General features: G+C 68.6%; 20 protein-coding genes and 1 pseudogene. 15 read left to right on the forward strand and 6 right to left on the reverse strand.

What is annotated here, in order from left to right; all coding sequences use genetic code 11:
- The first annotated feature begins 14 nt into the window (after positions 1-14).
- The 7 genes and pseudogenes from A5655_RS24225 to A5655_RS24255 all read left to right on the forward strand — a co-directional run bounded on the left by A5655_RS24225 (position 15) and on the right by A5655_RS24255 (position 6,227).
- A complete protein-coding gene (locus A5655_RS24225) occupies positions 15-812 on the forward strand; it encodes a metalloregulator ArsR/SmtB family transcription factor (protein ID WP_082978861.1) in 798 nt (265 codons plus the stop codon).
- Positions 809-2,251 carry a Fe-S cluster assembly protein SufB gene (gene sufB / locus A5655_RS24230; protein WP_067014697.1) on the forward strand — a complete coding sequence of 481 codons (1,443 nt, stop codon included), beginning with the start codon at positions 809-811 and terminating at the stop codon, positions 2,249-2,251. The genes A5655_RS24225 and sufB overlap by 4 nt, the downstream gene beginning before the upstream one ends.
- A complete protein-coding gene (sufD, locus tag A5655_RS24235; RefSeq protein WP_067014700.1) occupies positions 2,248-3,402 on the forward strand; it encodes a Fe-S cluster assembly protein SufD in 1,155 nt (384 codons plus the stop codon). Before sufB ends, sufD begins: the two co-directional genes overlap by 4 nt.
- A complete protein-coding gene (sufC, locus tag A5655_RS24240; RefSeq protein ID WP_067014703.1) occupies positions 3,399-4,181 on the forward strand; it encodes a Fe-S cluster assembly ATPase SufC in 783 nt (260 codons plus the stop codon). Before sufD ends, sufC begins: the two co-directional genes overlap by 4 nt.
- 2 nt (positions 4,182-4,183) lie before the next feature.
- Positions 4,184-5,419 carry a cysteine desulfurase gene (locus tag A5655_RS24245; RefSeq protein ID WP_067014706.1) on the forward strand — a complete coding sequence of 412 codons (1,236 nt, stop codon included), beginning with the start codon at positions 4,184-4,186 and terminating at the stop codon, positions 5,417-5,419.
- Positions 5,416-5,899: pseudogene (gene sufU / locus A5655_RS24250) on the forward strand (Fe-S cluster assembly sulfur transfer protein SufU); the annotation flags it as partial. The gene A5655_RS24245 and the pseudogene sufU, both read left to right, overlap by 4 nt.
- Positions 5,880-6,227 carry a metal-sulfur cluster assembly factor gene (locus A5655_RS24255; protein WP_067014712.1) on the forward strand — a complete coding sequence of 116 codons (348 nt, stop codon included), beginning with the start codon at positions 5,880-5,882 and terminating at the stop codon, positions 6,225-6,227. The pseudogene sufU and the gene A5655_RS24255, both read left to right, overlap by 20 nt.
- Positions 6,228-6,242: 15 nt before the next feature.
- On the opposite strand, the gene A5655_RS24260 is transcribed toward A5655_RS24255, so the two are convergent.
- The 3 genes from A5655_RS24260 to A5655_RS24270 form a co-directional block, all read right to left on the reverse strand.
- Complete coding sequence (locus A5655_RS24260) at positions 6,243-6,989, reverse strand: DUF5666 domain-containing protein (RefSeq protein ID WP_067014714.1); 747 nt, start codon at positions 6,987-6,989, stop codon at positions 6,243-6,245.
- 78 nt (positions 6,990-7,067) lie between these two features.
- The gene (locus A5655_RS24265; protein ID WP_231999263.1) at positions 7,068-7,814 is read right to left on the reverse strand and encodes a DUF5666 domain-containing protein; all 747 of its coding nucleotides are present in this window, start codon (positions 7,812-7,814) and stop codon (positions 7,068-7,070) included.
- Positions 7,815-7,882: 68 nt separating this feature from the next.
- Positions 7,883-9,709 (reverse strand): acyl-CoA dehydrogenase, encoded by a 1,827-nt coding sequence (locus tag A5655_RS24270; protein WP_067014717.1) that lies wholly within the window; start codon positions 9,707-9,709, stop codon positions 7,883-7,885.
- 123 nt (positions 9,710-9,832) lie between these two features.
- Here A5655_RS24270 and trxA point away from each other — a divergent pair, with 123 nt between their 5' ends.
- Complete coding sequence (gene trxA / locus A5655_RS24275; protein WP_067014720.1) at positions 9,833-10,192, forward strand: thioredoxin; 360 nt, start codon at positions 9,833-9,835, stop codon at positions 10,190-10,192.
- Here the strand turns inward: trxA and A5655_RS24280 are convergent.
- Positions 10,189-11,631, reverse strand: a complete 1,443-nt coding sequence (locus A5655_RS24280; protein ID WP_082978862.1) for a condensation domain-containing protein — start codon at positions 11,629-11,631, stop codon at positions 10,189-10,191. The genes trxA and A5655_RS24280 overlap by 4 nt on opposite strands.
- Positions 11,632-11,970: 339 nt before the next feature.
- On the opposite strand from A5655_RS24280, the gene A5655_RS24285 reads away from it, so the two are divergent.
- The 4 genes from A5655_RS24285 to A5655_RS24300 all read left to right on the forward strand — a co-directional run bounded on the left by A5655_RS24285 (position 11,971) and on the right by A5655_RS24300 (position 15,472).
- On the forward strand, positions 11,971-12,684 hold the full coding sequence (locus A5655_RS24285; protein WP_067014723.1) for a GAP family protein: 714 nt from the start codon (positions 11,971-11,973) through the stop codon (positions 12,682-12,684).
- 33 nt (positions 12,685-12,717) lie between these two features.
- Complete coding sequence (locus A5655_RS24290) at positions 12,718-13,527, forward strand: enoyl-CoA hydratase (RefSeq protein WP_067014726.1); 810 nt, start codon at positions 12,718-12,720, stop codon at positions 13,525-13,527.
- A gap of 17 nt (positions 13,528-13,544) precedes the next feature.
- Entirely contained in the window at positions 13,545-15,173 is a 1,629-nt protein-coding gene (locus tag A5655_RS24295; protein WP_067014729.1) for an ABC-F family ATP-binding cassette domain-containing protein, read from the forward strand.
- 92 nt (positions 15,174-15,265) lie between these two features.
- Positions 15,266-15,472: a helix-turn-helix domain-containing protein gene (locus tag A5655_RS24300; RefSeq protein WP_067014732.1), complete on the forward strand. Its 207-nt coding sequence runs from the start codon at positions 15,266-15,268 to the stop codon at positions 15,470-15,472.
- Between the two features lie 13 nt (positions 15,473-15,485).
- Here the strand turns inward: A5655_RS24300 and A5655_RS24305 are convergent, their stop codons facing one another.
- A complete protein-coding gene (locus A5655_RS24305) occupies positions 15,486-16,085 on the reverse strand; it encodes a TetR/AcrR family transcriptional regulator (protein ID WP_067014736.1) in 600 nt (199 codons plus the stop codon).
- A 12-nt stretch (positions 16,086-16,097) separates the two neighbouring features.
- Positions 16,098-18,911 carry an aconitate hydratase AcnA gene (gene acnA / locus A5655_RS24310; RefSeq protein WP_067014739.1) on the reverse strand — a complete coding sequence of 938 codons (2,814 nt, stop codon included), beginning with the start codon at positions 18,909-18,911 and terminating at the stop codon, positions 16,098-16,100.
- Positions 18,912-19,094: 183 nt separating this feature from the next.
- On the opposite strand from acnA, the gene A5655_RS24315 reads away from it, so the two are divergent.
- From A5655_RS24315 to ripB, 3 genes are all read left to right on the forward strand, one after another.
- Positions 19,095-19,637, forward strand: a complete 543-nt coding sequence (locus A5655_RS24315; protein WP_067014742.1) for a DUF6676 family protein — start codon at positions 19,095-19,097, stop codon at positions 19,635-19,637.
- 248 nt (positions 19,638-19,885) lie between these two features.
- The gene (ripA, locus tag A5655_RS24320; RefSeq protein WP_067014745.1) at positions 19,886-21,319 is read left to right on the forward strand and encodes an NlpC/P60 family peptidoglycan endopeptidase RipA; all 1,434 of its coding nucleotides are present in this window, start codon (positions 19,886-19,888) and stop codon (positions 21,317-21,319) included.
- A 24-nt stretch (positions 21,320-21,343) separates the two neighbouring features.
- Positions 21,344-22,078 carry an NlpC/P60 family peptidoglycan endopeptidase RipB gene (gene ripB, locus A5655_RS24325; RefSeq protein ID WP_067014747.1) on the forward strand — a complete coding sequence of 245 codons (735 nt, stop codon included), beginning with the start codon at positions 21,344-21,346 and terminating at the stop codon, positions 22,076-22,078.
- The last annotated feature ends 7 nt before the right edge of the window (positions 22,079-22,085 follow it).

The raw sequence follows: 22,085 nt of genomic DNA on the forward strand, positions 1-22,085 counted from the left end.
ATTCCTCACCCTCGCTGGACCGATCCCCGGAATTGCGCCACACTGGTGTTGTGAAAATCCGAACCAGCCTCGACGAGGCGCCCGCGGCTCCCGTCGGCGCCGCGGTGCCGGATGGTCACACCCGGCGCGCCATCGTGCGCCTGCTGCTGGAATCCGGATCGATCACCGCCGTCGAGATCGGTGACCGGCTCGGCCTGACTGCCGCCGGCGTGCGGCGACACCTCGACGCGCTGATCGAGGCGGGCGACGCCGAGTCGGTAGCCGCCGAGCCGTGGCAGCAGGTGGGCCGCGGGCGCCCCGCCAAGCGCTTCCGGCTGACCGGGGCCGGCCGGGCCAAGCTGGACCACGCCTACGACGACCTGGCGGCGGCGGCCATGCGCCAGCTGCGCGAGATCGGCGGCGAGGACGCCGTCCGCACGTTCGCCCGGCGGCGCATCGACGCGATCCTGGCCGGCGTCCAGGCGGCCGACAGCCCCGACGACGCCGCGGTCGAGGCCGCCGCCGAGCGGGTGGCCGGCGCGCTGACCAAGGCCGGTTACGTCGCCACCACGACCCGGGTGGGCGGGCCGATCCACGGCGTGCAGATCTGCCAGCACCACTGCCCGGTGTCGCACGTCGCCGAGGAGTTCCCCGAGTTGTGTGAAGCCGAGCAGCAGGCCATGGCCGAGGTGCTCGGAACCCACGTGCAGCGGTTGGCGACCATCGTCAACGGAAACTGCGCCTGCACCACCCACGTGCCACTCACTGTTCCCGTCTCGACGGCGCCCAGCCCGCGCCGGAAGACCACCAGCATCGAAGGAGCGTCGTTATGACCCTAGAGGCCGACAAGATCGCGGCCGCGCCGCTGACGCAGGAGGAGGCCATCGCCTCCCTGGGCCGCTACGGCTACGGCTGGGCGGACTCCGACGTCGCGGGCGCCAGCGCGCAGCGCGGGCTGTCGGAGGCGGTGGTGCGCGACATCTCGGCGAAGAAGAACGAGCCCGAGTGGATGCTGCAGACCCGGCTCAAGGCGTTGCGCATCTTCGAGCGCAAGCCGATGCCGAACTGGGGCTCCAACCTGGGAGGCATCGACTTCGACAACATCAAGTACTTCGTGCGCTCCACCGAGAAGCAGGCCGCGACGTGGGACGACCTGCCGGCGGACATCAAGAACACCTACGACCGGCTGGGCATCCCCGAGGCCGAGAAGCAGCGCCTGGTGGCCGGCGTCGCGGCGCAGTACGAGTCCGAGGTGGTGTACCACCAGATCCGGGAAGACCTTGAGGCCCAAGGGGTTATCTTCCTGGACACCGACACCGGCCTGCGGGAACACCCCGAGATCTTCAAGGAGTACTTCGGGACCGTGATCCCGGCGGGGGACAACAAGTTCTCCGCGCTGAACACCGCGGTGTGGAGCGGCGGCTCGTTCATCTACGTGCCGCCGGGCGTGCACGTCGACATCCCGCTGCAGGCCTACTTCCGGATCAACACCGAAAACATGGGCCAGTTCGAGCGGACCCTGATCATCGCCGACGAGGGCTCCTATGTGCACTACGTCGAGGGCTGCACGGCGCCGATCTACAAGTCGGACTCGCTGCACTCGGCGGTGGTCGAGATCATCGTGAAACCGCATGCGCGCGTTCGCTACACGACCATCCAGAACTGGTCGGGCAACGTCTACAACCTGGTCACCAAGCGGGCCCGCGCCGAGGCCGGCGCCACCATGGAGTGGGTCGACGGCAACATCGGCTCGAAGGTGACCATGAAGTATCCGGCGGTCTGGATGACCGGCGAGCACGCCAAGGGCGAGGTGCTGTCGGTGGCGTTCGCCGGCGAGGACCAGCACCAGGACACCGGCGCCAAGATGCTGCACCTGGCGCCCAACACGTCGAGCAACATCGTGTCCAAGTCGGTGGCCCGGGGCGGCGGCCGCACCTCCTACCGCGGCCTGGTGCAGGTGAACAAGGGAGCGCACGGGTCACGCTCGAGCGTGAAATGCGATGCGCTGCTGGTCGATACGATCAGCCGCAGCGACACCTACCCCTATGTCGACATCCGCGAGGACGACGTCACGATGGGCCACGAGGCCACCGTGTCGAAGGTCAGCGAGAACCAGCTGTTCTACCTGATGAGCCGGGGGCTGACCGAGGACGAGGCGATGGCGATGGTGGTGCGCGGCTTCGTCGAGCCGATCGCCAAAGAGCTGCCGATGGAGTACGCGCTGGAGCTCAACCGGCTGATCGAGCTGCAGATGGAGGGCGCGGTCGGATGACGGCTGCGCTCAACAAGGGAGAGCTGTTCGCCTCCTTTGACGTCGACGCGTTCGAGGTTCCGCACGGCCGCGACGAGCTGTGGCGGTTCACCCCGTTGCGGCGGCTGCGCGGGCTGCACGACGGCTCCGCCAACGCCACCGGCCGGGCGGGAATTGACGTGGCCGAGCGGCCCGGCGTCCGGGTCGAGACCGTCCGCCGCGGCGACGAGCGGCTCGGCCAGGGCGGCCCCCCCGCCGATCGGGTTGCCGCCCAGGCGTTTTCGTCGTTCAACGCCGCGACCGTGGTCACCGTCGGCCGCGACACCCGGATCGCCGAGCCGATCAACGTCACCATCACCGGGCCCGGCGAGGGCGCGGTGGCCTACGGGCACCTGCAGATCCGCGTCGAGGAGCTCGGCGAGGCGGTGCTGGTCATCGACCAGCGCGGCGGCGGAACCTACGCCGACAACGTCGAATTCGTCGTAGACGACGCCGCCCGGCTTACCGTCGTGTGGATCGCCGACTGGGCCGACGACATGGTGCACGTGAGCGCGCACCACGCCCGGCTGGGCAAGGACTCGGTGCTGCGCCACGTCACCGTCACGCTGGGCGGTGAGGTCGTGCGGATGTCGGCCAACGTGCGGTTTTCCGGACCCGGCGGCGACGCCGAGTTGCTGGGCCTGTACTTCGCCGACGACGGCCAGCACCTGGAGTCGCGGCTGCTGGTGGACCACGCGCGGCCCGACTGCCGCTCCAACGTGCTGTACAAGGGTGCGCTGCAAGGGGATCCGGATTCCGCGCTGCCCGACGCCCACACCGTCTGGGTGGGCGACGTGCTGATCCGCGCCGAAGCCACCGGCACCGACACCTTCGAGGTGAACCGCAACCTGGTGCTCACCGACGGGGCGCGCGCCGACTCGGTGCCCAACCTCGAGATCGAGACCGGCGAGATCGCCGGCGCCGGACACGCCAGCGCCACCGGGCGTTTCGACGACGAACAGCTGTTTTACCTGCGCTCGCGCGGCATCCCGGAGGACCAGGCCCGCCGCCTGGTGATCCGCGGGTTCTTCGGGGAGATCATCTCCAAGATCGCCGTGCCCGAGGTGCGCGAACGCCTGACCGCAGCCATTGAAACCGAACTGGCCATCACGGAGAAGACCACAACCCCATGACGACACTAGAAATCAAAGACCTGCACGTCAGCGTCGACGACCCGAACGCCGCCGAGGGGGAGCGCGAGATCCCCATCCTCAAGGGCGTGGACCTCACGGTGAAATCCGGTGAGACGCATGCCCTGATGGGTCCGAACGGGTCCGGGAAGTCGACGCTGTCCTACGCGATCGCCGGCCACCCCAAGTACCGGGTCACCTCCGGGTCGATCACGCTGGACGGCGAGGACGTGCTGGCGATGAGCGTCGACGAGCGCGCGCGTGCCGGGATATTCCTGGCGATGCAGTATCCCGTCGAGGTCCCCGGGGTCTCGGTCTCGAACTTCCTGCGCTCGGCCGCGACGGCCGTCCGCGGCGAGGCCCCGAAGCTGCGCCACTGGGTCAAAGAGGTCAAGGGCGCGATGACGTCCCTCGAGATCGACCCCGTCTTCGCCGAGCGCAGCGTCAACGAGGGCTTCTCCGGCGGCGAGAAGAAGCGCCACGAGATCCTGCAGCTGGAACTGCTCAAGCCCAAGATCGCGATCCTCGACGAGACCGACTCCGGGCTGGACGTCGATGCCCTGCGAGTGGTCAGCGAGGGCGTGAACCGCTACGCCCAAACCGAGCACGGCGGGATCCTGCTGATCACGCACTACACCCGCATCCTGCGCTACATCCATCCGGAGTACGTGCACGTGTTCGTGGGCGGCCGCATCGCCGAGTCCGGCGGTTCGGAGCTGGCCGACGAGCTCGAGCAGAACGGCTACGTGCGCTTCTCCCAAGCGGCGGCCACCGGGGCCTGACCATGCTGGACGTCGCGGCCGTCCGTGCCGATTTCCCGATCCTCAAGCGCATCATGCGCGGGGGAAATCAGTTGGCATACCTCGATTCCGGCGCGACCTCGCAGCGTCCGCTGCAGGTGCTCGACGCCGAGCGGGAGTTCCTGCTGAACTCCAACGGCGCGGTGCATCGCGGCGCGCACCAGCTGATGGAGGAGGCCACCGACGCCTACGAGCAGGGCCGGTCCGACATCGCCGCCTTCGTGGGCGCCGACGCCGACGAATTGGTGTTCACCAAGAACGCGACCGAGGCGCTCAACCTGGTGTCGTACGTGCTGGGCGACAATCGTTTCCAGCACGCCGTCGGGCCCGGCGACGTCATCGTCACCACCGAGCTCGAGCATCACGCGAACCTGGTCCCGTGGCAGGAGCTGGCCCGGCGCACCGGAGCGACGTTGCGCTGGTACGGCGTGACCGACGACGGGCGCATCGATCTCGACTCGTTGCAACTCGACGAGCGGGTCAAAGTCGTTGCGTTCAGCCATCATTCCAACGTCACCGGCGCGCTCGCACCGGTCGGCGAGCTGGTCGGCCGCGCCAAGGCCGTGGGCGCGCTGACCGTGCTGGACGCCTGCCAGTCGGTGCCGCACCGGCCGGTCGATTTCCACGCGCTCGACGTCGACTTCGCGGCGTTCTCCGGCCACAAGATGCTGGGCCCCAACGGGATCGGCGTGTTGTACGGGCGCGGCGAGCTGTTGTCGGCCGCGCCCCCGTTCCTCACCGGCGGGTCGATGATCGAGACGGTGGCCATGGAGGTCAGCACCTACGCGGCGCCGCCGCAGCGTTTCGAGGCCGGCACCCCGATGACCTCCCAGGTCGTCGGATTGGCCGCCGCCGCACGCTATCTCGGCGCCATCGGCATGGACGCCGTCCAGGCCCACGAACGCGAGCTGGTGGCCGCGACCATCGACGGCCTGTCCGGCATCGACGGTCTGCGTATCGTCGGCCCGACGTCGACGGAGGACCGGGGCTCGCCGGTGGCGTTCGTCGTCGACGGCGTGCACGCCCACGACGTCGGCCAGGTGCTCGACGACGACGGCGTCGCGGTGCGGGTGGGGCACCACTGCGCGTTGCCGCTGCACCGCAGGTTCGGCGTGGCGGCGACCGCGCGGGCGTCGTTCGCGGTCTACAACACCCGCGACGAGGTCGAGCGACTGGTGGCCGGCGTGCGACGCGCGCTGGATTTCTTTGGGAGAGACTGACGTTGCGTCTCGAGCAGATCTATCAGGACGTGATCCTCGATCACTACAAGCATCCGCAGCACCGGGGGCTGCGGGAGCCGTACGGCGCACAGGTGTACCACGTCAACCCGGTGTGCGGTGACGAAATCACCCTGCGGATCGCCCTGTCCGACGACGGCGAGACCGTCACCGACGTCTCGTACGACGGGCAGGGCTGTTCGATCAGCCAGGCGTCCACGTCGGTGCTGACCCAGCAGGTGATCGGCCGCAGCGTCGGCGAGGCGCTGAAGACCCTCACCGCGTTCAGCGAGATGGTGTCCTCGCGCGGCACCATCGAGGGCGACGAGGACGTGTTGGGCGACGGGGTCGCGTTCGCGGGAGTCGCCAAGTATCCGGCGCGGGTGAAATGCGCGCTGCTCGGATGGATGGCTTTCAAGGACGCACTCGCTCAGGCGAGTGCGGGTGTTGAGGAGGACCAAAAATGAGCGAAACCACCGCACCGAGCGACGAGTTCCTCGCCGACGTGGAGGAGGCGATGCGCGACGTCGTCGACCCCGAACTCGGCATCAACGTCGTCGACCTCGGGCTGGTCTACGGCCTCAACGTCGAAGAGGGCGACGAGGGAACCGTCGCCCTGATCGATATGACGTTGACGTCGGCGGCGTGCCCGCTGACCGACGTCATCGAGGACCAGTCGCGCAGCGCGCTGGTGGGCAGCGGCCTGGTCGACGACCTGCGGATCAACTGGGTGTGGAACCCGCCCTGGGGCCCCGACAAGATCACCGAGGACGGGCGCGAGCAGCTGCGCGCGCTCGGCTTCACCGTCTAGTCCCCGCCCTTCCGGTCACAGATGGAAGGGGAGGTGGGGCAGATGCAGGTGATGATGCGGGTGACCCATCGGCGGGCAGGCCTCCAGGCTGATCGTCATCGCGTGCAGCACCCCGGCGTCCTGAGTTCCCTGCGCCCCCAAGCACTTCCCGTTCGTGATCGCCCCGGCTTCTGAAGCCGTCTGCTTCCGATACGTCGTCGTGTTCGCGACCGTCACGTTCGTGGGCGTCGGTTGCGCGCCGATCCCGCTGACGGCGATGGTGTTACCGGAGACCGAGCTGACCGTGCCGTAGAAGCCGGCGGGCGGCGGGCACTTGCCGTCGACGGCGGGGGTGACGGTCACCGATTGCGCGGTGACGGCGCCCGGGGTGGGCGCGCTCTGCGGGGTGGCGCGCACGTTGACGCAGCTGCCGGGGGTGACGTCGGCCAGCTGGGCCGGCGTGGTCTCGACGACCCTGGTCTGCGGCGTGAAGTCCACGGTGGCCGATCCGGTCCGCGTCCTGAGCCCGATGGTGCCGCCCGACACCGACTGGACCAGTCCCTCGACGTAGTCCTTGGCGGCGGGGGGCGGCGCGGGGAGCGGCGGGGGTGGCTGGCCGGCCGCGGGGCTGCGCGGGATCGCCGTCACGGTCGGTTTTCCGGTGCTGCCGGTGTTGCTCGCCGTGCCGCCCGAGTGGCACATGGCGACGCTCAACGCGATGAATGCGACGACCGCGACAAGCGCGATCTGAGCCAGTCGCGGCTTGACTGTCCTGGCAGGCATCGACGCGGCTCCGATCGTGAGGCGGGTCCGAGCGGGGTACCCGCTCGCACCCAGGCATTCACCGTCCCGTAACCAGGATCACCCGCGCGGCTTGCCCGGGCACTTCCCGTCGACCGCCGCCCGCACGTTGATGCTCGTCGCCTGCAGCGTGCCGCCGTTGTCCAGGCTGCCGCGCGCGGTGACGCACTTGCCCTGCGCGATCGCGTCGGGAGTGGCGGTCGCCAGCTTCGAGTACTTGGTCTGGTCGTCGACCGTCACCGGCGTCTGCGTGCTGTTACCGCTGGCGTCGGTGCCCGCGACGGTGATGGTGTTACCGGTCACCGAGGCGACCGAGCCCGCCAGCGGCTTCGGCTTGGCGGGCGCCGGCGACGGCGAACCGGAGGGCGGCGGGGTGGTGGAACCCTGCCCGGATCCCTTGGCCGGGGGGCAGGTGCCGTTGACGGAGGGGCTGACCCGGACCGACGCGGCGGTGGTGGGCTGCCCGGTCTGGACCTCCTTGGTGGGCCGCACGGTGACGCAGCTGCCCTGGGTGACGTCGCTCAGCGTGGCCGGAGCGACCTCGGTGACCTTGGTGGTGGACGTGAAGTTCACGGCGGCGCTGCTGTTGTCGTCCTTGGTGACGCGGATCGAGTTGCCCGCCACCGACGCGATCAGGCCGCTGACCTTGGCCTCGCCCTGGGGCGGTGCCTGCGAGGTGGCGGTCGAGGTCACCGTGGACGTGGACGTCGACGTCGGGCTGGATTGATTCGACGAACCGCAGGCGGCGACGGACAGCGCGGCGGCTCCGGTGACGGCGAGGATGGCGAGGCGGGTTGCTGGTATCAACGTTTTCCCCATTCGTGAGCTGGACCACGAAAGGTGTACCCGCTCGAGCTGTGCCGGAACTGTGAGTCTCAGAACGCGTCTTCGGACACCCGCATGATGTCGTCGTCGATGGACTCGAGGACCCTGCGCTGCGCGCTCAGCCTGGGCAGCATGTTCTTGGCGAAGAACGACGCCGTCGCGATCTTGCCCCGATAGAAGCCGGCGTCGCTCGCGGAAGCGTCGGCCAGCGCGGCATGGGCGACACCGGCCTGCACCAGCAACCGCCAGCCGATCAGCAGGTCGCCGACCGCCAGCAGGTAGCGCACCGATCCCAGCCCCACCTTGTAGATCTCGGTCGGGTGCTGCGTGGCCGACATCAGATAGCCGGTCAGCGCGCCCGTCATCGCGGTGACGTCGTCGAGCGCCGCCTGCACCAGCTCCGCCTGCGGTTTCAGCGCCTCGTCGCAGGCGTCGACGGTGCTGCTGATCTGCGCCACCAAAAACTGCAGGGCCTGGCCGTGGTCGCGAACGATCTTGCGGAAGAAGAAATCGAGCGCCTGGATGGCGGTGGTGCCCTCGTAGAGCGAATCGATCTTGGAGTCGCGGATGTACTGCTCGAGCGGATAGTCGCTCAGGAAGCCCGAGCCCCCCAGCGTCTGCAGCGACTCGGTCAGGATCTCGTAGGCCCGCTCCGAGCTCACCCCCTTGACGATCGGTAGCAGCAGGTCGTCTATGCGGTGCGCCATGTCGGCGTCGGCGCCCGAAACCCGTTGCGCCACATGGGGATCCTGATGCGCGGCGGCGTACATGTAAAGCGCCCGCAGGCCCTCGGCGTACGCCTTCTGGGTCATCAGGCTGCGACGCACGTCGGGGTGGTGCATGATCGTGACCCGCGGCGCGGTCTTGTCGGTCATCTGGGTGAGGTCGGCTCCTTGCACGCGCTCCTTGGCGAAGGCCAGCGCGTTCAGGTAGCCCGTGGACAGGGTGCCCGCGGCCTTTACCCCGATCGTCATGCGGGCCTGCTCGATCACGGTGAACATCTGCGCGATCCCGTTGTGCACGTCGCCGACGAGGTAGCCGACGGCGGGCACGTCGCCGTCGCCGAAGGTCAGTTCGCACGTCGGCGACGACTTGATGCCCATCTTGTGTTCCAGCCCGGTGGCGAAAACGCCGTTGCGGGAACCGAGTTCGAACGTCTCGGGGTCGAACAGATACTTGGGCACGTAGAACAGGCTCAACCCCTTGGTGCCCGGTCCGGCGCCCTCCGGCCGGGCCAGCACGAGGTGGAAGATGTTCTCGGCGGTGTCGCCCACGTCGCCGCCGGAAATGAACCGCTTGACGCCCTCGATGTGCCAGGTGCCGTCGGGTTGCTCGATGGCCTTGGCGCGGCCCGCCCCGACGTCGGATCCGGCGTCGGGCTCGGTGAGCACCATGGTGGCCTGCCAACCGCGCTCCACACCGACCGCGGCCCACTGCCGTTGCTGCTCGTTGCCCTCCTCGTAGAGCGCCTGGGCCATGAACGGGCCGAAGTTGAAGAAGTTCGCGGAGGGGTTGGCGCACAGGATCATTTCGTTGACCGCCCAGGCCAGCGCGCGCGGTGCCGGCATGCCGCCGATCTCCTCGGCCAGGCCCAGCCGCCACCACCCGGCCTCCTTGATCGCGCGCACCGTCTTGGCCAGCTCGTCGGGCACGCTGATCTTGTGTTCGACGGGGTCGAACACCGGCGGGTTGCGGTCGGCGGCGGCGAAGGACTCCGCGACAGGCCCCTCCGCGAGGCGCGCGGCCTCGGCCAGGATCGTCCGAACGGTGTCCTCGTCGAGGTCGGTGTAGTTTCCGGCGCCGAGCACGGCGCCCAGTCCGAGGACCTCGAACAGGTTGAACTCGAGATCGCGGACGTTGGCGATGTAGTGCCCCAACGGATTCCCCTCCCGCCCGATTGAATCAGCGCCAAGTCTGTCGGACGTGGGAAAACGTACGCAACCGTAAGTACGGCCAGAGCCCCCGGGAACATCGCGTCGGTTACCGGCGTTAAGTGCTCTGTGACAACACGCGATCTCACTGCCGAGCAGTTCAACGAGACCATCGAGGCCAACGACATCGTGCTGGTGGACTTCTGGGCCTCCTGGTGCGGCCCGTGCCGCCAGTTCGCCCCGACGTTCCAGGCGTCCTCGGAGGAGCACCCGGACATCGTCTACGCCAAGGTCGACACCGAGGCCGAGCAACAGCTCGCGGCGGCCGCCCAGATCAGGTCCATCCCCACGCTGATGGCCTTCAAGAAGGGCAAGCTGCTCTTCAACCAGGCCGGTGCGCTACCGCCGGCCGCCCTGGAGGACCTGGTTCAGCAAATCAAGGCCTTCGACATCGAAGCGGCCGAGGCCACCCAGTCCGACCGGGCCTAAACCAGTTGCCGCTGCAGCGCGGCGACATCCCACAGCGGTGCCCCGCCGCGGCCCTCGGCCACGCGGAGGTAGATGGATTTCAGCGTCTCGAGGTAACGCGCAACCGACTCCCGGGCGACCGGATTGTCGGGGAAGAACACCATGGCGTGCGTTTCCTTCTCGTACCGGTTGACGCGCAAATCGAATCGAGCCGGAACCCCGCCGTCGTGATGGATCTTGATGTTGGAACCGCCCCATTCCGACTTGACAATGGTGGACAGGGGAGGGCTGCTGGCGTCGAGGTGGAACAGCAAGGGAACGCGCCCCTGTGGCATCCTCAGCCACGGCGCCAGTTCCAGCACGCGCGAAAACGGCACGTTCGCCAGGGCCTTGCCCGCATCGAACGACTGCTGCGCGGCCCGCACGGCGGCACCGAACGACGATGACCCGACGGGGATGGTGATCGGGACAAAGCCGGTGAACCACCCGATCGTCAGAAACTCGGCCCGGGAGCTGCGGGTGTCGCACGCCACCAGCCCGGAATACGTTTCGGCGCCGGTCAATTCGTATTGCGCGAGGGCCGCGGCGGCGAACACGCCGCCGCTGAAACGGCCGCCCGCCGCTATGCACGCGGATTCGAAATCGGCCGTCTGTTGTTCGTCCATCAGGCGGACGAACATCAGGTCGCAGGCCCCCGACCCGTCGCCGAGCGACACCGGGCATTCCGGCAGGGTGCCATTGTTCTGTTCGAAGAAGTCGACCCAGGCCTGCACCTGCGGGGAGTCCAGGGTCAACTCCGACGTGTACTCGTGTTGCTGGACGCAGTACTTCTCGTAGCTGCCCGGGGTGGGAAGGGACGGCGGCGCCCCGCCGGCCAGCAGGGAGGTGTACATCAGGTACAGCTCCATGCGTATCGCACCGAGGAACTGCGCGTCGATATAGAGATGGTCGATGCTGAAGCAGAAGGTGAAATGATCCGCGCGCTGAATTACCGCAAAGCGGAAGCAATCCCACTCCAACGGGCTCGGCGTGGACACGATGTGCTCGCGAAAATCCTCCGGCGTCATGTCGCCATGTTTGATCGGAACGCATTGAATATCGGCGGGATTGCGAACGGTGTGTCGCAGAATCCGGTCGCCGTCGGCAAATTCGAACCAGCTGTGATACGTGTCGTGCCGGCGAAGGTGCGCGTTGATGACGTAGGTCAGCACCCGGATGTCGCACCGGCCGGGCATGTCCCAGCTGCCGATGCACAGCCGCGACATGTCCACCCCACGCCCCGCGTGGTCAACGAAATTGCGCAGGTGACGGGCCTGCTGGTGGCTGGCCGGAACAGCGCTTACCGGGGCTTGCCGGACCTTGGTGAGCGTGGCGGGCGATGGATGCCAGCACACGACCGCCCCCGGGTCCGGCAACCAATCGTGGATGGCCCCGAACGCCTCTTCCCCTGGGATGAACACATTCCCTCCCTAGTCTGCTTCATCGCCTGGACACAGCGGATTCATAGCTCTACCATTGCTTTGCCGAACGGCGTTCCTGCCTCCATTGGTCGGATCCGGTTGCGGGACAGCACATTTGCGCGCCGATGCCCCTGCTACTGTCGCCCGCGCAAGACGTCCCAACGGGCGTAGCTGACACGCGCCCAATGGTGGCTAAAGATAGCAGACCAAACCAAGCGCCGTGGGGCGTTTGAACGACATTTAACGTACGGTCGCGTGCCGAACGCGAGCCGCGCGGCCGCGGTTCAATCGCCCGGAAGTGCGAACGAGACCCCTCCCGCTCGCGGTAGAGTCGCGCGCATGTGGGGCACGGTGCTGGCGTTAGCGCTGGTCGCGGGGGTGGACCCGGGACGGATCGGCATCGCCCTGCTGCTGTTTTCGCGCCGTCGGCCGGTGCTCCATCTCTTTGCCCTGTGGCTGGGCGGGGTGGCGGTCGGCGTGGCGCTGGCCCTGGGCGCGCTCGTTGGGCTGCACGACGTCGTCCTCGGGGCCATGGGCCGCCTGGAGGTCGCCGCCTCGAGCTCCACGGCGGGCCGGATTCAGATCGCGATGGGCGTGCTCGCCCTGGTGGTCGCCGCGGCGATCACGATCGGTTTCTCGGTGCGCCGACCCGTGGCGGTGCCCCCCGGGCCTGCGTTGCACCAGGCCGAACCCACGGCGTTCTCGCGATTGTCGACGCGCGCCCTGCAAGCGCTGCAGGCCGGCCCGCCGTGGATCACCTTCCTGGTCGGGGTGGGCATAACGACCGACTTCCGCTACCTGGCGGCGCTCACCGTGATCCTGGCCTCCGGGGCCGCCCTGGGCACCCAGGTCAGCGCGGCGGCGGCCTACACGCTGGTCGGCCTGGCGTTTGCCGAGGTCCCACTGGTGTGCCACCTGGCGGCCCCGACGAGGACCGGCGCGATGATGGCGCGCGTGCACGACTGGGTGCGGGCCCGCAGGCGGGCGGTCCTCGGCGTCGTGGTGGCGGTGCTGGGGATTTGCCTGATGACCACCGGCATGGGCCACGTCTGAGCCCCGGGCGGTCCGGCACGCTACCTTTCACGGGTGAGTCTGGTACTGGTAGAGCAACCGCGGCCCGGCGTCGCGCTGATAACCCTCAATCGGCCCGAACGGATGAACTCCATGGCGTTCGACGTCATGGTGCCGCTCAAAGAGGCCCTCGAGCAGGTCACCTACGACAATTCCGTGCGCGTCGTGGTGCTGACCGGGGCGGGCCGCGGGTTCTCCTCGGGCGCCGATCACAAGTCCGCGGGCACGGTGCCCCACGTCGCCGGGTTGACCCGGCCGACCTACGCGCTGCGCTCGATGGAGCTGCTCGACGACGTGATCCTGGGCCTGCGCCGGCTGCACCAACCGGTGATCGCCGCGGTCAACGGCCCCGCCATCGGCGGCGGGTTGTGCCTGGCGCTGGCCGCCGACATCCGGGTGGCCTCCACCAGCGCCTACTTCCGGGCCGCGGGCATCAACAACGGCCTGACCGCCAGCGAACTGGGCCTCTCCTACCTGCTGCCCAGGGCGATCGGGTCGTCGCGCGCGTTCGAGATCATGCTCACCGGCCGCGACGTCAGCGCCGAGGAGGCCGAGCGCATCGGGCTGGTGTCCTGTCAGGTGCCCGACGCCCAGCTGCTGGACACCTGCTACGCGATCGCCGCGCGGATAGCGGCGTTCTCGCGGCCGGGAACCGAGTTGACCAAGCGCACGCTGTGGAGTGGACTCGACGCCGGTAGCCTGGAAGGGCACATGCAAGCCGAAGGCCTAGGACAGCTCTTCGTCCGCCTGCTCACCGCCAACTTCGAGGAAGCGGTTGCCGCGCGCGCGGAGAAGCGGCCGCCGGTTTTCACCGACGAAAAATAGCCCCAGCAGGAGTAGATGTGATCACGGCCACGGACCTCGAGGTCCGCGCTGGTGCGCGCATTCTGCTCTCACCCGACGGCCCGGACCTGCGCGTGCAGCCCGGTGACCGCATCGGGCTGGTAGGCCGCAACGGGGCGGGCAAGACGACGACCCTGCGCATCCTGGCGGGGGAGAGCCAGCCCTACGCGGGATCGGTGGCCCAGATCGGCGAAATCGGTTACCTGCCACAGGATCCCAAGGAGGGCGATCTCGACGTGCTGGCCCGCGACAGGGTGCTGTCGGCGCGCGGGTTGGACGTCCTGCTCACCGACCTGGAGAAGCAGCAGGCGTTGATGGCCGAGGTCGCCGACGACGACGCCCGGGATCGCGCGATCCGCCGCTACGGCCAGCTGGAGGAGCGGTTCGTGGCCCTGGGCGGCTACGGCGCCGAGAGCGAGGCCGGCCGCATCTGCGCGAGTCTCGGCCTGCCCGACCGGGTGCTGACGCAGCAGCTGCGCACGCTGTCCGGCGGGCAGCGACGGCGCGTGGAGCTGGCGCGCATTCTCTTCGCCGCCTCCGACAGCGGGGCGGGCTCGTCGACGACCCTGCTGCTCGACGAGCCGACCAACCACCTCGACGCGGATTCGCTTGGCTGGCTGCGTGATTTCCTGCGGGCGCACACCGGCGGGCTCGTGCTCATCAGCCACAACGTCGAGCTGCTGGCCGACGTCGTCAACCGGGTGTGGTTCCTGGACGCGGTGCGCGGCGAGGTCGACGTCTACAACATGGGCTGGCAGAAGTACCTGGACGCCCGGGCGACGGACGAGCAGCGTCGCCGCCGGGAACGCACCAACGCCGAGCGCAAGGCCGCCGCGCTGCGCACCCAGGCCGCCAAGCTGGGCGCCAAGGCCACCAAAGCCGTTGCGGCGCAAAACATGTTGCGCCGCGCCGATCGGATGATGGCGGCGCTCGACGAGGAACGGGTCGCCGACAAGGTGGCCCGGATCAAATTCCCCACCCCGGCCGCGTGCGGGCGCACGCCGCTGGTCGCCAAGGGGCTGTCCAAGTCGTACGGCTCACTCGAGGTGTTCAGCGGTGTCGATCTGGCCATCGACCGCGGCTCGCGCGTGGTCGTCTTGGGGCTCAACGGCGCGGGCAAGACCACCCTGCTGCGCCTGCTGGCCGGCGTCGAAACCCCCGACAGCGGGGGACTCGAGCCCGGACATGGTTTGCGCATCGGGTATTTCGCGCAGGAGCACGACACGCTCGACAACGACGCGACCGTCTGGGAAAACATCCGGCACGCCGCGCCCGAGTCGGGCGAGCAAGAGCTGCGCGGCCTGCTCGGCGCGTTCATGTTCAGCGGTCCGCAGCTCGACCAACCGGCGGGCACCCTGTCCGGCGGGGAGAAGACCCGGCTCGCGCTCGCCGGCCTGGTGGCCTCCACGGCCAACGTGCTGCTCCTCGACGAACCCACCAACAACCTCGATCCCGCGTCGCGCGAACAGGTGCTCGACGCGCTGCGCAGCTACCTGGGCGCGGTGGTGCTGGTGACCCACGACCCGGGCGCGGCCGAGGCCCTCGACCCGCAACGCGTCGTGCTGTTGCCCGACGGCACCGAGGACTACTGGTCCGACGACTACCGGGATCTCATCGAACTGGCGTGATTTCGCCAAATCGGCCCGCGGCCGACGGCGGCTTCCTACTCTATGTGCTTGGGGATCGAGCCCGGAGCATGGAGGGGACGTTGAAGAGCGCAGTGAAATGGCCGAAGAAGACGCGCGAGCAGGTGTTGCACGAACTGCGCAACGCGTACGAGGGCGGCGCCAGCATCCGCCACCTGGTGGCCACCACCGGCCGGTCGTACGGATCGGTTCACAGCATGCTCCTCGAGTCCGGCACCACGCTGCGCGGCCGCGGCGGCCCCAACCACACCTCGGCCCGGCGCCAGTCCGCACGGGCGTAGCGTCACTGCGAAATTACATCCCCTTGTTCGCAGTGGCGCTACGCCCAGAGTCGTTGCGCCGCACCGACTTTTCCACCAGGTCGAGGACCGCTGAGAGCCGGCGCGGATCCTCGCCGGACGCCAGCCGGGCCACCAGGCCGTCGAGGACCAGTTCCAGGTAGCACTGCAGCACGTCGCCGGGAACGTCGTCGCGGACCCGGTGCGCCTCCTTCTGCCGGCGCAGCCGATCCGTCGTCGCCGCCGCCAGCTCCGCGGAACGCTCCGCCCAGCCCTGGCTGAACACGGGGTCGTTGCGCAGCTTGCGCGCGATCTCCAGCCGGGTCGCGAGCCAGTCGAATTGGTCGGGCGCGGCGAGCATGTCGCGCATCACCTGAATCAGGCCCTCGCGGGACGCCACGTCCGCCATCCGCTCGGCGTCCTCGTGCGCCAGCGCGAAAAACAACGCGTCCTTGTCCCGGAAGTGATGGAAGATCGCGCCGCGCGACATCCCGATCGCCTTCTCCAGCCGACGCACCGTCGCCTTGTCGTAGCCGTATTCGGCGAAGCAATGGCGGGCACCGTCGAGGATCTGGCGGCGGCGAGCCGCCAGATGGTCCTCGCTGACTTTTGGCACCGGCGGCCCGCGTTAGCCGGACTTGAGCATGTTGCGCAGCACGTACTGCAGGATGCCGCCGTTGCGGTAGTAGTCGGCCTCGCCGGGTGTGTCGATGCGCACCACCGCGTCGAACTCGATCGGGTCGCCGGAGTCCTTGGCGGCCTTGACCTTTACCGTCTTCGGCGTCTTGCCGTCGTTGAGCGCCTCGATGCCGGTGATGTCGAACACCTCGGTCCCGTCCAGCCCCAGGTCTTCGGCGGTCTTGCCCTCCGGGAACTGCAGCGGGATGACGCCCATGCCGATCAGGTTGGAGCGGTGGATGCGCTCGAACGACTCCGCGATCACCGCCCGCACGCCCAGCAGCAGCGTGCCCTTGGCCGCCCAGTCGCGCGACGAACCCGATCCGTATTCCTTGCCGCCCAGCACCACCAGCGGAATGTCTTGTGCCGCATAGTTTTGCGCCGCGTCGTAGATGAACGCCTGCGGGCCGCCGTCCTGGGTGAAGTCGCGGGTGTAGCCGCCGGCGACGTCGTCGAGCAGCTGGTTGCGCAGCCGGATGTTGGCGAACGTGCCGCGGATCATCACCTCGTGGTTGCCGCGCCGCGAGCCGAAGGAGTTGTAGTCCTTGCGGTCCACGCCGTGCTCGTCGAGGTACTGGGCGGCGGGGGTGCCCGGCTTGATGCTGCCGGCCGGGGAGATGTGGTCGGTGGTCACCGAATCGCCCAGCAGCGCCAGCACCCGGGCCCCGGAGATGTCGGAGACCGGCGCCGGGTCGGCCGACATGCCCTCGAAGTACGGGGGCTTGCGCACATACGTCGAATCCGGGTCCCACTCGAAGGTGTTGCCGCTGGGGGTGGGCAGGTTGCGCCAGCGCTCGTCGCCCTTGAACACGTCGGCGTAGTTCTTGGTGAACATCTCCTGGCTGATCGCCGAGGCGATGGTGTCCGAGACGTCTTTCTGCGACGGCCAGATGTCTTTGAGGAAGACGTCGTTGCCGTCTTCGTCCTTGCCGAGGGGCTCCTTCTCGAAGTCGAAGTCCATGGTGCCGGCCAGGGCGTAGGCGACCACCAGCGGCGGCGACGCCAGGTAGTTCATCTTCACGTCGGGGTTGATGCGCCCCTCGAAGTTCCGGTTGCCCGACAGCACGGCCGCCACCGAAAGGTCGTTGTCGTTGATGGCCTTGGAGATCTCGTCGGGCAGCGGCCCGGAGTTGCCGATGCACGTGGTGCAGCCGTAGCCGACCAGGTAGAAGCCGAGCTTCTCCAGGTACGGCCACAGGCCGGCCTTGTCGTAGTAGTCGTGGACCACCTGGGAGCCGGGCGCCATCGTTGTCTTCACCCACGGCTTGGCCGCCAGCCCCTTCTCGACCGCGTTGCGCGCCAGCAGCGCCGCGCCCAGCATCACCTCGGGGTTGGAGGTGTTGGTGCACGACGTGACCGCGGCGCTCACCACCGCGCCGTGGTCGAGCACGAACTCGCCGAGTTCGTCGGACTTGACCGTCACCGGGCTGCTCACCCGGCCCTTCGCGTGCTTGGCGGCCGACTCCACCGGCTTGTGGTCGTCGGCGTGACCGTTCTCCAGCGCCCCCGGGTCGCTCGCCGGGAACGTCTCGTCGACGGCCTCGTCGAGCTTCGAGTAGTCCTTCTTGTCGGGGTCGTCGCCGACGTAGTTGGGAATCTGTTCGCGGAACGTGGATTTCGCGTCGGACAACGCGATCCGGTCCTGCGGGCGCTTAGGCCCGGCGATCGACGGCACCACGTCGGACAGGTCCAGTTCGAGGTATTCGGAGAAGGCAGGCTCGTGCTTGGGGTCGTGCCACATGCCCTGCTCCTTGGCGTACGCCTCGACCAGGGCCAGCTGCTCGTCGCTGCGGCCGGTGAAGCGCAGGTAGGAGATGGTCTCCTCGTCGATCGGGAAAATGGCTGCGGTGGAACCGAATTCGGGGCTCATGTTGCCCAGGGTGGCGCGGTTGGCCAACGGCACCTCGGCCACGCCCTCGCCGTAGAACTCGACGAACTTGCCGACGACGCCGTGCTTGCGCAGCATCTCGGTCACCGTCAGCACGACGTCGGTGGCCGTGACGCCGGCCTGGATCTCGCCGGTCAGCTTGAAGCCGACGACCCGGGGGATGAGCATCGACACCGGCTGGCCCAGCATCGCGGCCTCGGCCTCGATGCCGCCCACGCCCCAGCCGAGCACGCCGAGGCCGTTGACCATCGTGGTGTGCGAGTCGGTGCCCACGCAGGTGTCGGGGTACGCCACGCCGTCGCGCTCCATGACCACGCTCGCCAGGTACTCGATGTTGACCTGGTGCACGATTCCGGTGCCCGGCGGCACCACCTTGAAGTCGTCGAATGCGCCCTGCCCCCAACGCAAGAACTGGTAGCGCTCGCCGTTGCGCTGGTACTCGATCTCGACGTTGCGCTCGAAGGCGTTGGCGGTGCCGAACAGGTCGGCGATCACCGAGTGGTCGATCACCAGGTCGGCGGGGGCCAGCGGGTTGACCTTCTCCGGGTTGCCGCCGAGGTCGCCGATGGCCTCGCGCATGGTGGCCAGGTCAACGATGCAGGGCACGCCGGTGAAGTCCTGCATCACCACGCGGGCCGGCGTGTATTGGATCTCAATGCTGGGGTCCGCCTTGGGATCCCAGTTGGCGATGGCCTCGATGTGGTCCTTGGTGATGTTGCTGCCGTCCTCGTTGCGCAGCAGGTTCTCGGCCAGGACCTTGAGGCTGTAGGGGAGTTTCTCGGTGTTGGGGACGGCATCCAGGCGGTAGATCTGGTAACTCTTGTCGCCGACCTTGAGGGTGTCGCGGGCTCCGAACGAGTTCACAGAATCAGTCACTTCAACTCCCAATGATTAAGTTCTTCCGTCGACGGGCCGTGTCGGCGGTGCGGTACTACTTTAACAGTACGCTTGTCCTGTATTACGGCGGGTGCCCGCGGTTCCAGTCTTGTCGCGTGTGGCGCGGGATTAAACCCCCGGCGGTCCGCGAATCCGCGCCGAACGCCCCACTACAGTGTCGGCATGACCGGGCACTCGTTTCTGCCGCTCTACATTCCGGTGGACGTCGACATGACCACGATCAAGGCTCAGGTCGCCGCCGACGGCGTCAGCGCGTCCCCGGCGGCCCTGCCCGGGCTGCTCGAGGTCGTCAACCAGGCGCACGCCGACGGCATCAACCTCAAGATCGTCCTGCTCGACCACAACCCGCCGAACGACACCCCGCTGCGCGACATCTCCACCGTCGTCGGCGCCGACTATCACGACGCCACCGTCCTGACGCTGAGCCCGAGTTACGTCGGCACCTACAGCACGCAGTTCCCGCGCGTCACGCTCGAGGCCGGCGAGGACAACGCCAAGACCGGCAACCCGGTCGTCTCGGCGCAGCATTTCCTGCACGAGCTGAACACGCCCGAGTTCCCCTGGACGGGCCTGACTATCTTCCTGCTGATCGCGGTTCTGGCGGCGGCCGTGGGCACCCGGTTTCTGCAGTTGCGCGCCAAGCGCGCAGCAACGCCGGCGGGCGCGCCGGAGACGACGACGGAAGCGTCCGGCAGCGCCTCGTAAGGGCGTCTGACACGCGCATCCGGCGCGGGCCGCCCCATCGGGCCGTCGGCGCCGGCTCCGCGCGGCAAACACCGCAGGTCACCGTTCGGTCACATTAAACGCACGTCAAGAGTGCAGTTTGTGACGAGCGTTTCCACCGCGTCATATGTGACGTACGGTGCAAATGGTGCTCGTGTTGTTTGTGGCGTTTTCAGAAAGGCCGTTGCCTGGCGCCGCCCGTCCGCGTTGAGCCGTAGGAGACCTGCCGAATGAGACGTACGCGCTGGGCATCGTCTGCGCGACCGGCCGCCAGGCTGCTCCGGCCGGTCGTTCCGTCGGTGCTGAGCGTGGCAATGCTGGTGTGCACCCCGGGCCTGGCCGACGCCGACCCCGCCGCCGACAGCATGGCGGCGTTGATCGCCAACGTGGCCAAGGCCAACCAGCGCCTGGAGGACCTGACCGCCGAAATCCAGACCGAGCAGGAAAGCGTCAACAAGGCCCTGGTCGACGTGGAGACCGCGCGGGACAACGCGACCGCCGCCGAGCACGACGTCGAGGCCAGCCGGCAGGCGGTCAAGGACGCCAACGCGGCGATCGCCGCCGCCCAGCACCGGTTCAACACCTTCGCGGCGGCCACCTACATGAACGGACCGTCGGGCAGCTACCTGACCGCGACCAGCCCCGAAGACATCATCGCGACCGAGAGCGCCGCCGAGACCCTGACCGCGAGCTCCCAGGCGGTGATGGACAAGCTGCAGCGGGCCCGGACCGAGCAGGTGAACAAGGAGTCGGCCGCTCGGCTGGCCAAGCAGAAGGCCGACAAGGCCGCGGCCGACGCCAAGGCCAGCCAGGACGCCGCGGTGGCCGCGCTCACCGATTCCAAGCGCAAGTTCAACGACCAGCGTGAGCAGGCCACCCGCCTGGCCGCAGAGCGCGATCAGGCCCAGGCGAAACTCGAAGCGGCCCAGCGCGAATGGTCGGCGGGCCACGGTGCGCCCGCCGTCCCGCTGTCGGGCGACCGCTGGGATCCGGGGTCACCGGCCGGCGCCCCGCCCGCCGGGGGCCGCCGGTGGGATGGCCTGTGGGACCCGACGCTGCCCATGGTGCCCAGCGCCAACGTGCCGGGTGACCCGATCGCGGTGATCAACCAGGTGCTGGGCATCTCGGCCACGTCGACGCAGGTCACCGCGGGCATGGGCCGCAGCTTCCTGCAGCAGCTGGGCATCCTCAAGCCCGACGACACCGGCATCACGAACGCGGCGCCCGGCGGCACCGCCGGCCGCATCCCCCGGGTGTACGGGCGCCAGGCCACCGAGTACGTGATCCGGCGCGGCATGTCGCAGATCGGGGTGCCGTATTCGTGGGGTGGCGGCAACGCGGCGGGGCCCAGCAAGGGCATCGACTCAGGCGCGGGCATCACCGGCTTCGACTGTTCGGGTCTGGTCCTGTATTCGTTCGCCGGCGTGGGCATCAAGCTGCCGCACTACTCGGGTTCGCAGTACAACCTGGGCCGCAAGATCCCGACGTCGCAGATGCGCCGCGGTGACGTCATCTTCTACGGACCGGGCGGCAGCCAGCACGTGACGATCTACCTCGGCGAGGGGCAGATGCTCGAGGCCCCCGACATCGGTTTGAAGGTTCGCGTCGCGCCCGTGCGCACCAGCGGGATGACGCCGTACGTGGTCCGCTACATCGAATGGTGACCATCGATTACTGAACGAGGAGCTATGCGCCGCAACCGGTTTCGCCTGATCAACCTGGCCTGCATCACCGCGATGACGGTCGGGCTGATGCTGTCCGTGGCCGCGCCGGCTCCCGTGGTCAGTGCCGACCCCGGCCAATGGGATCCCACCCTGCCGGCAACCATCAGCGCCGGCGCGCCGGGCGATCCGCTCGCCGTCGCCAACGCCTCGCTGCAGGCCACCGCCCAGGCCACCCAGACCACGCTGGACCTGGGCAAGCAGTTCCTCGGCGGGCTCGGGATCAACCTCGGCGGCGACCCGGCTCCCGCCGCGGCGCCCCCCACCAACCCCGGCGGCAAGATCCCGCGCGTCTATGGCCGGCAGGCGATCGAGTACGTGATCAAGCGGATGGGTTCGCAGATGGGCGTGCCGTATTCGTGGGGTGGCGGATCGCTGGACGGGCCCAGCAAGGGCGTCGGCGACGGCGCCAACATCAACGGCTTCGACTGCTCGGGGCTGATGCGGTACGGCTTCGCCGGCGTCGGGGTGCTGATCCCGCGGTTTTCCGGCGACCAGTACAACGCCGGCCGCCACATTCCCCCGGACCAGGCCCGGCGCGGCGACCTCATCTTCTACGGGCCGAACGGCGGGCAGCACGTCACCATGTACCTCGGCAACGGTCAGATGCTGGAGGCGTCCAGCCTCGCCGGCAAGGTCACCGTCAGCCCGGTGCGCAAGCCCGGCATGACGCCATTCCTGACTAGGATCATCGAGTACTGATCGCAGG

This window comes from Mycobacterium sp. 1081908.1, from assembly GCF_001673535.1.
Lineage (GTDB): Bacteria > Actinomycetota > Actinomycetes > Mycobacteriales > Mycobacteriaceae > Mycobacterium.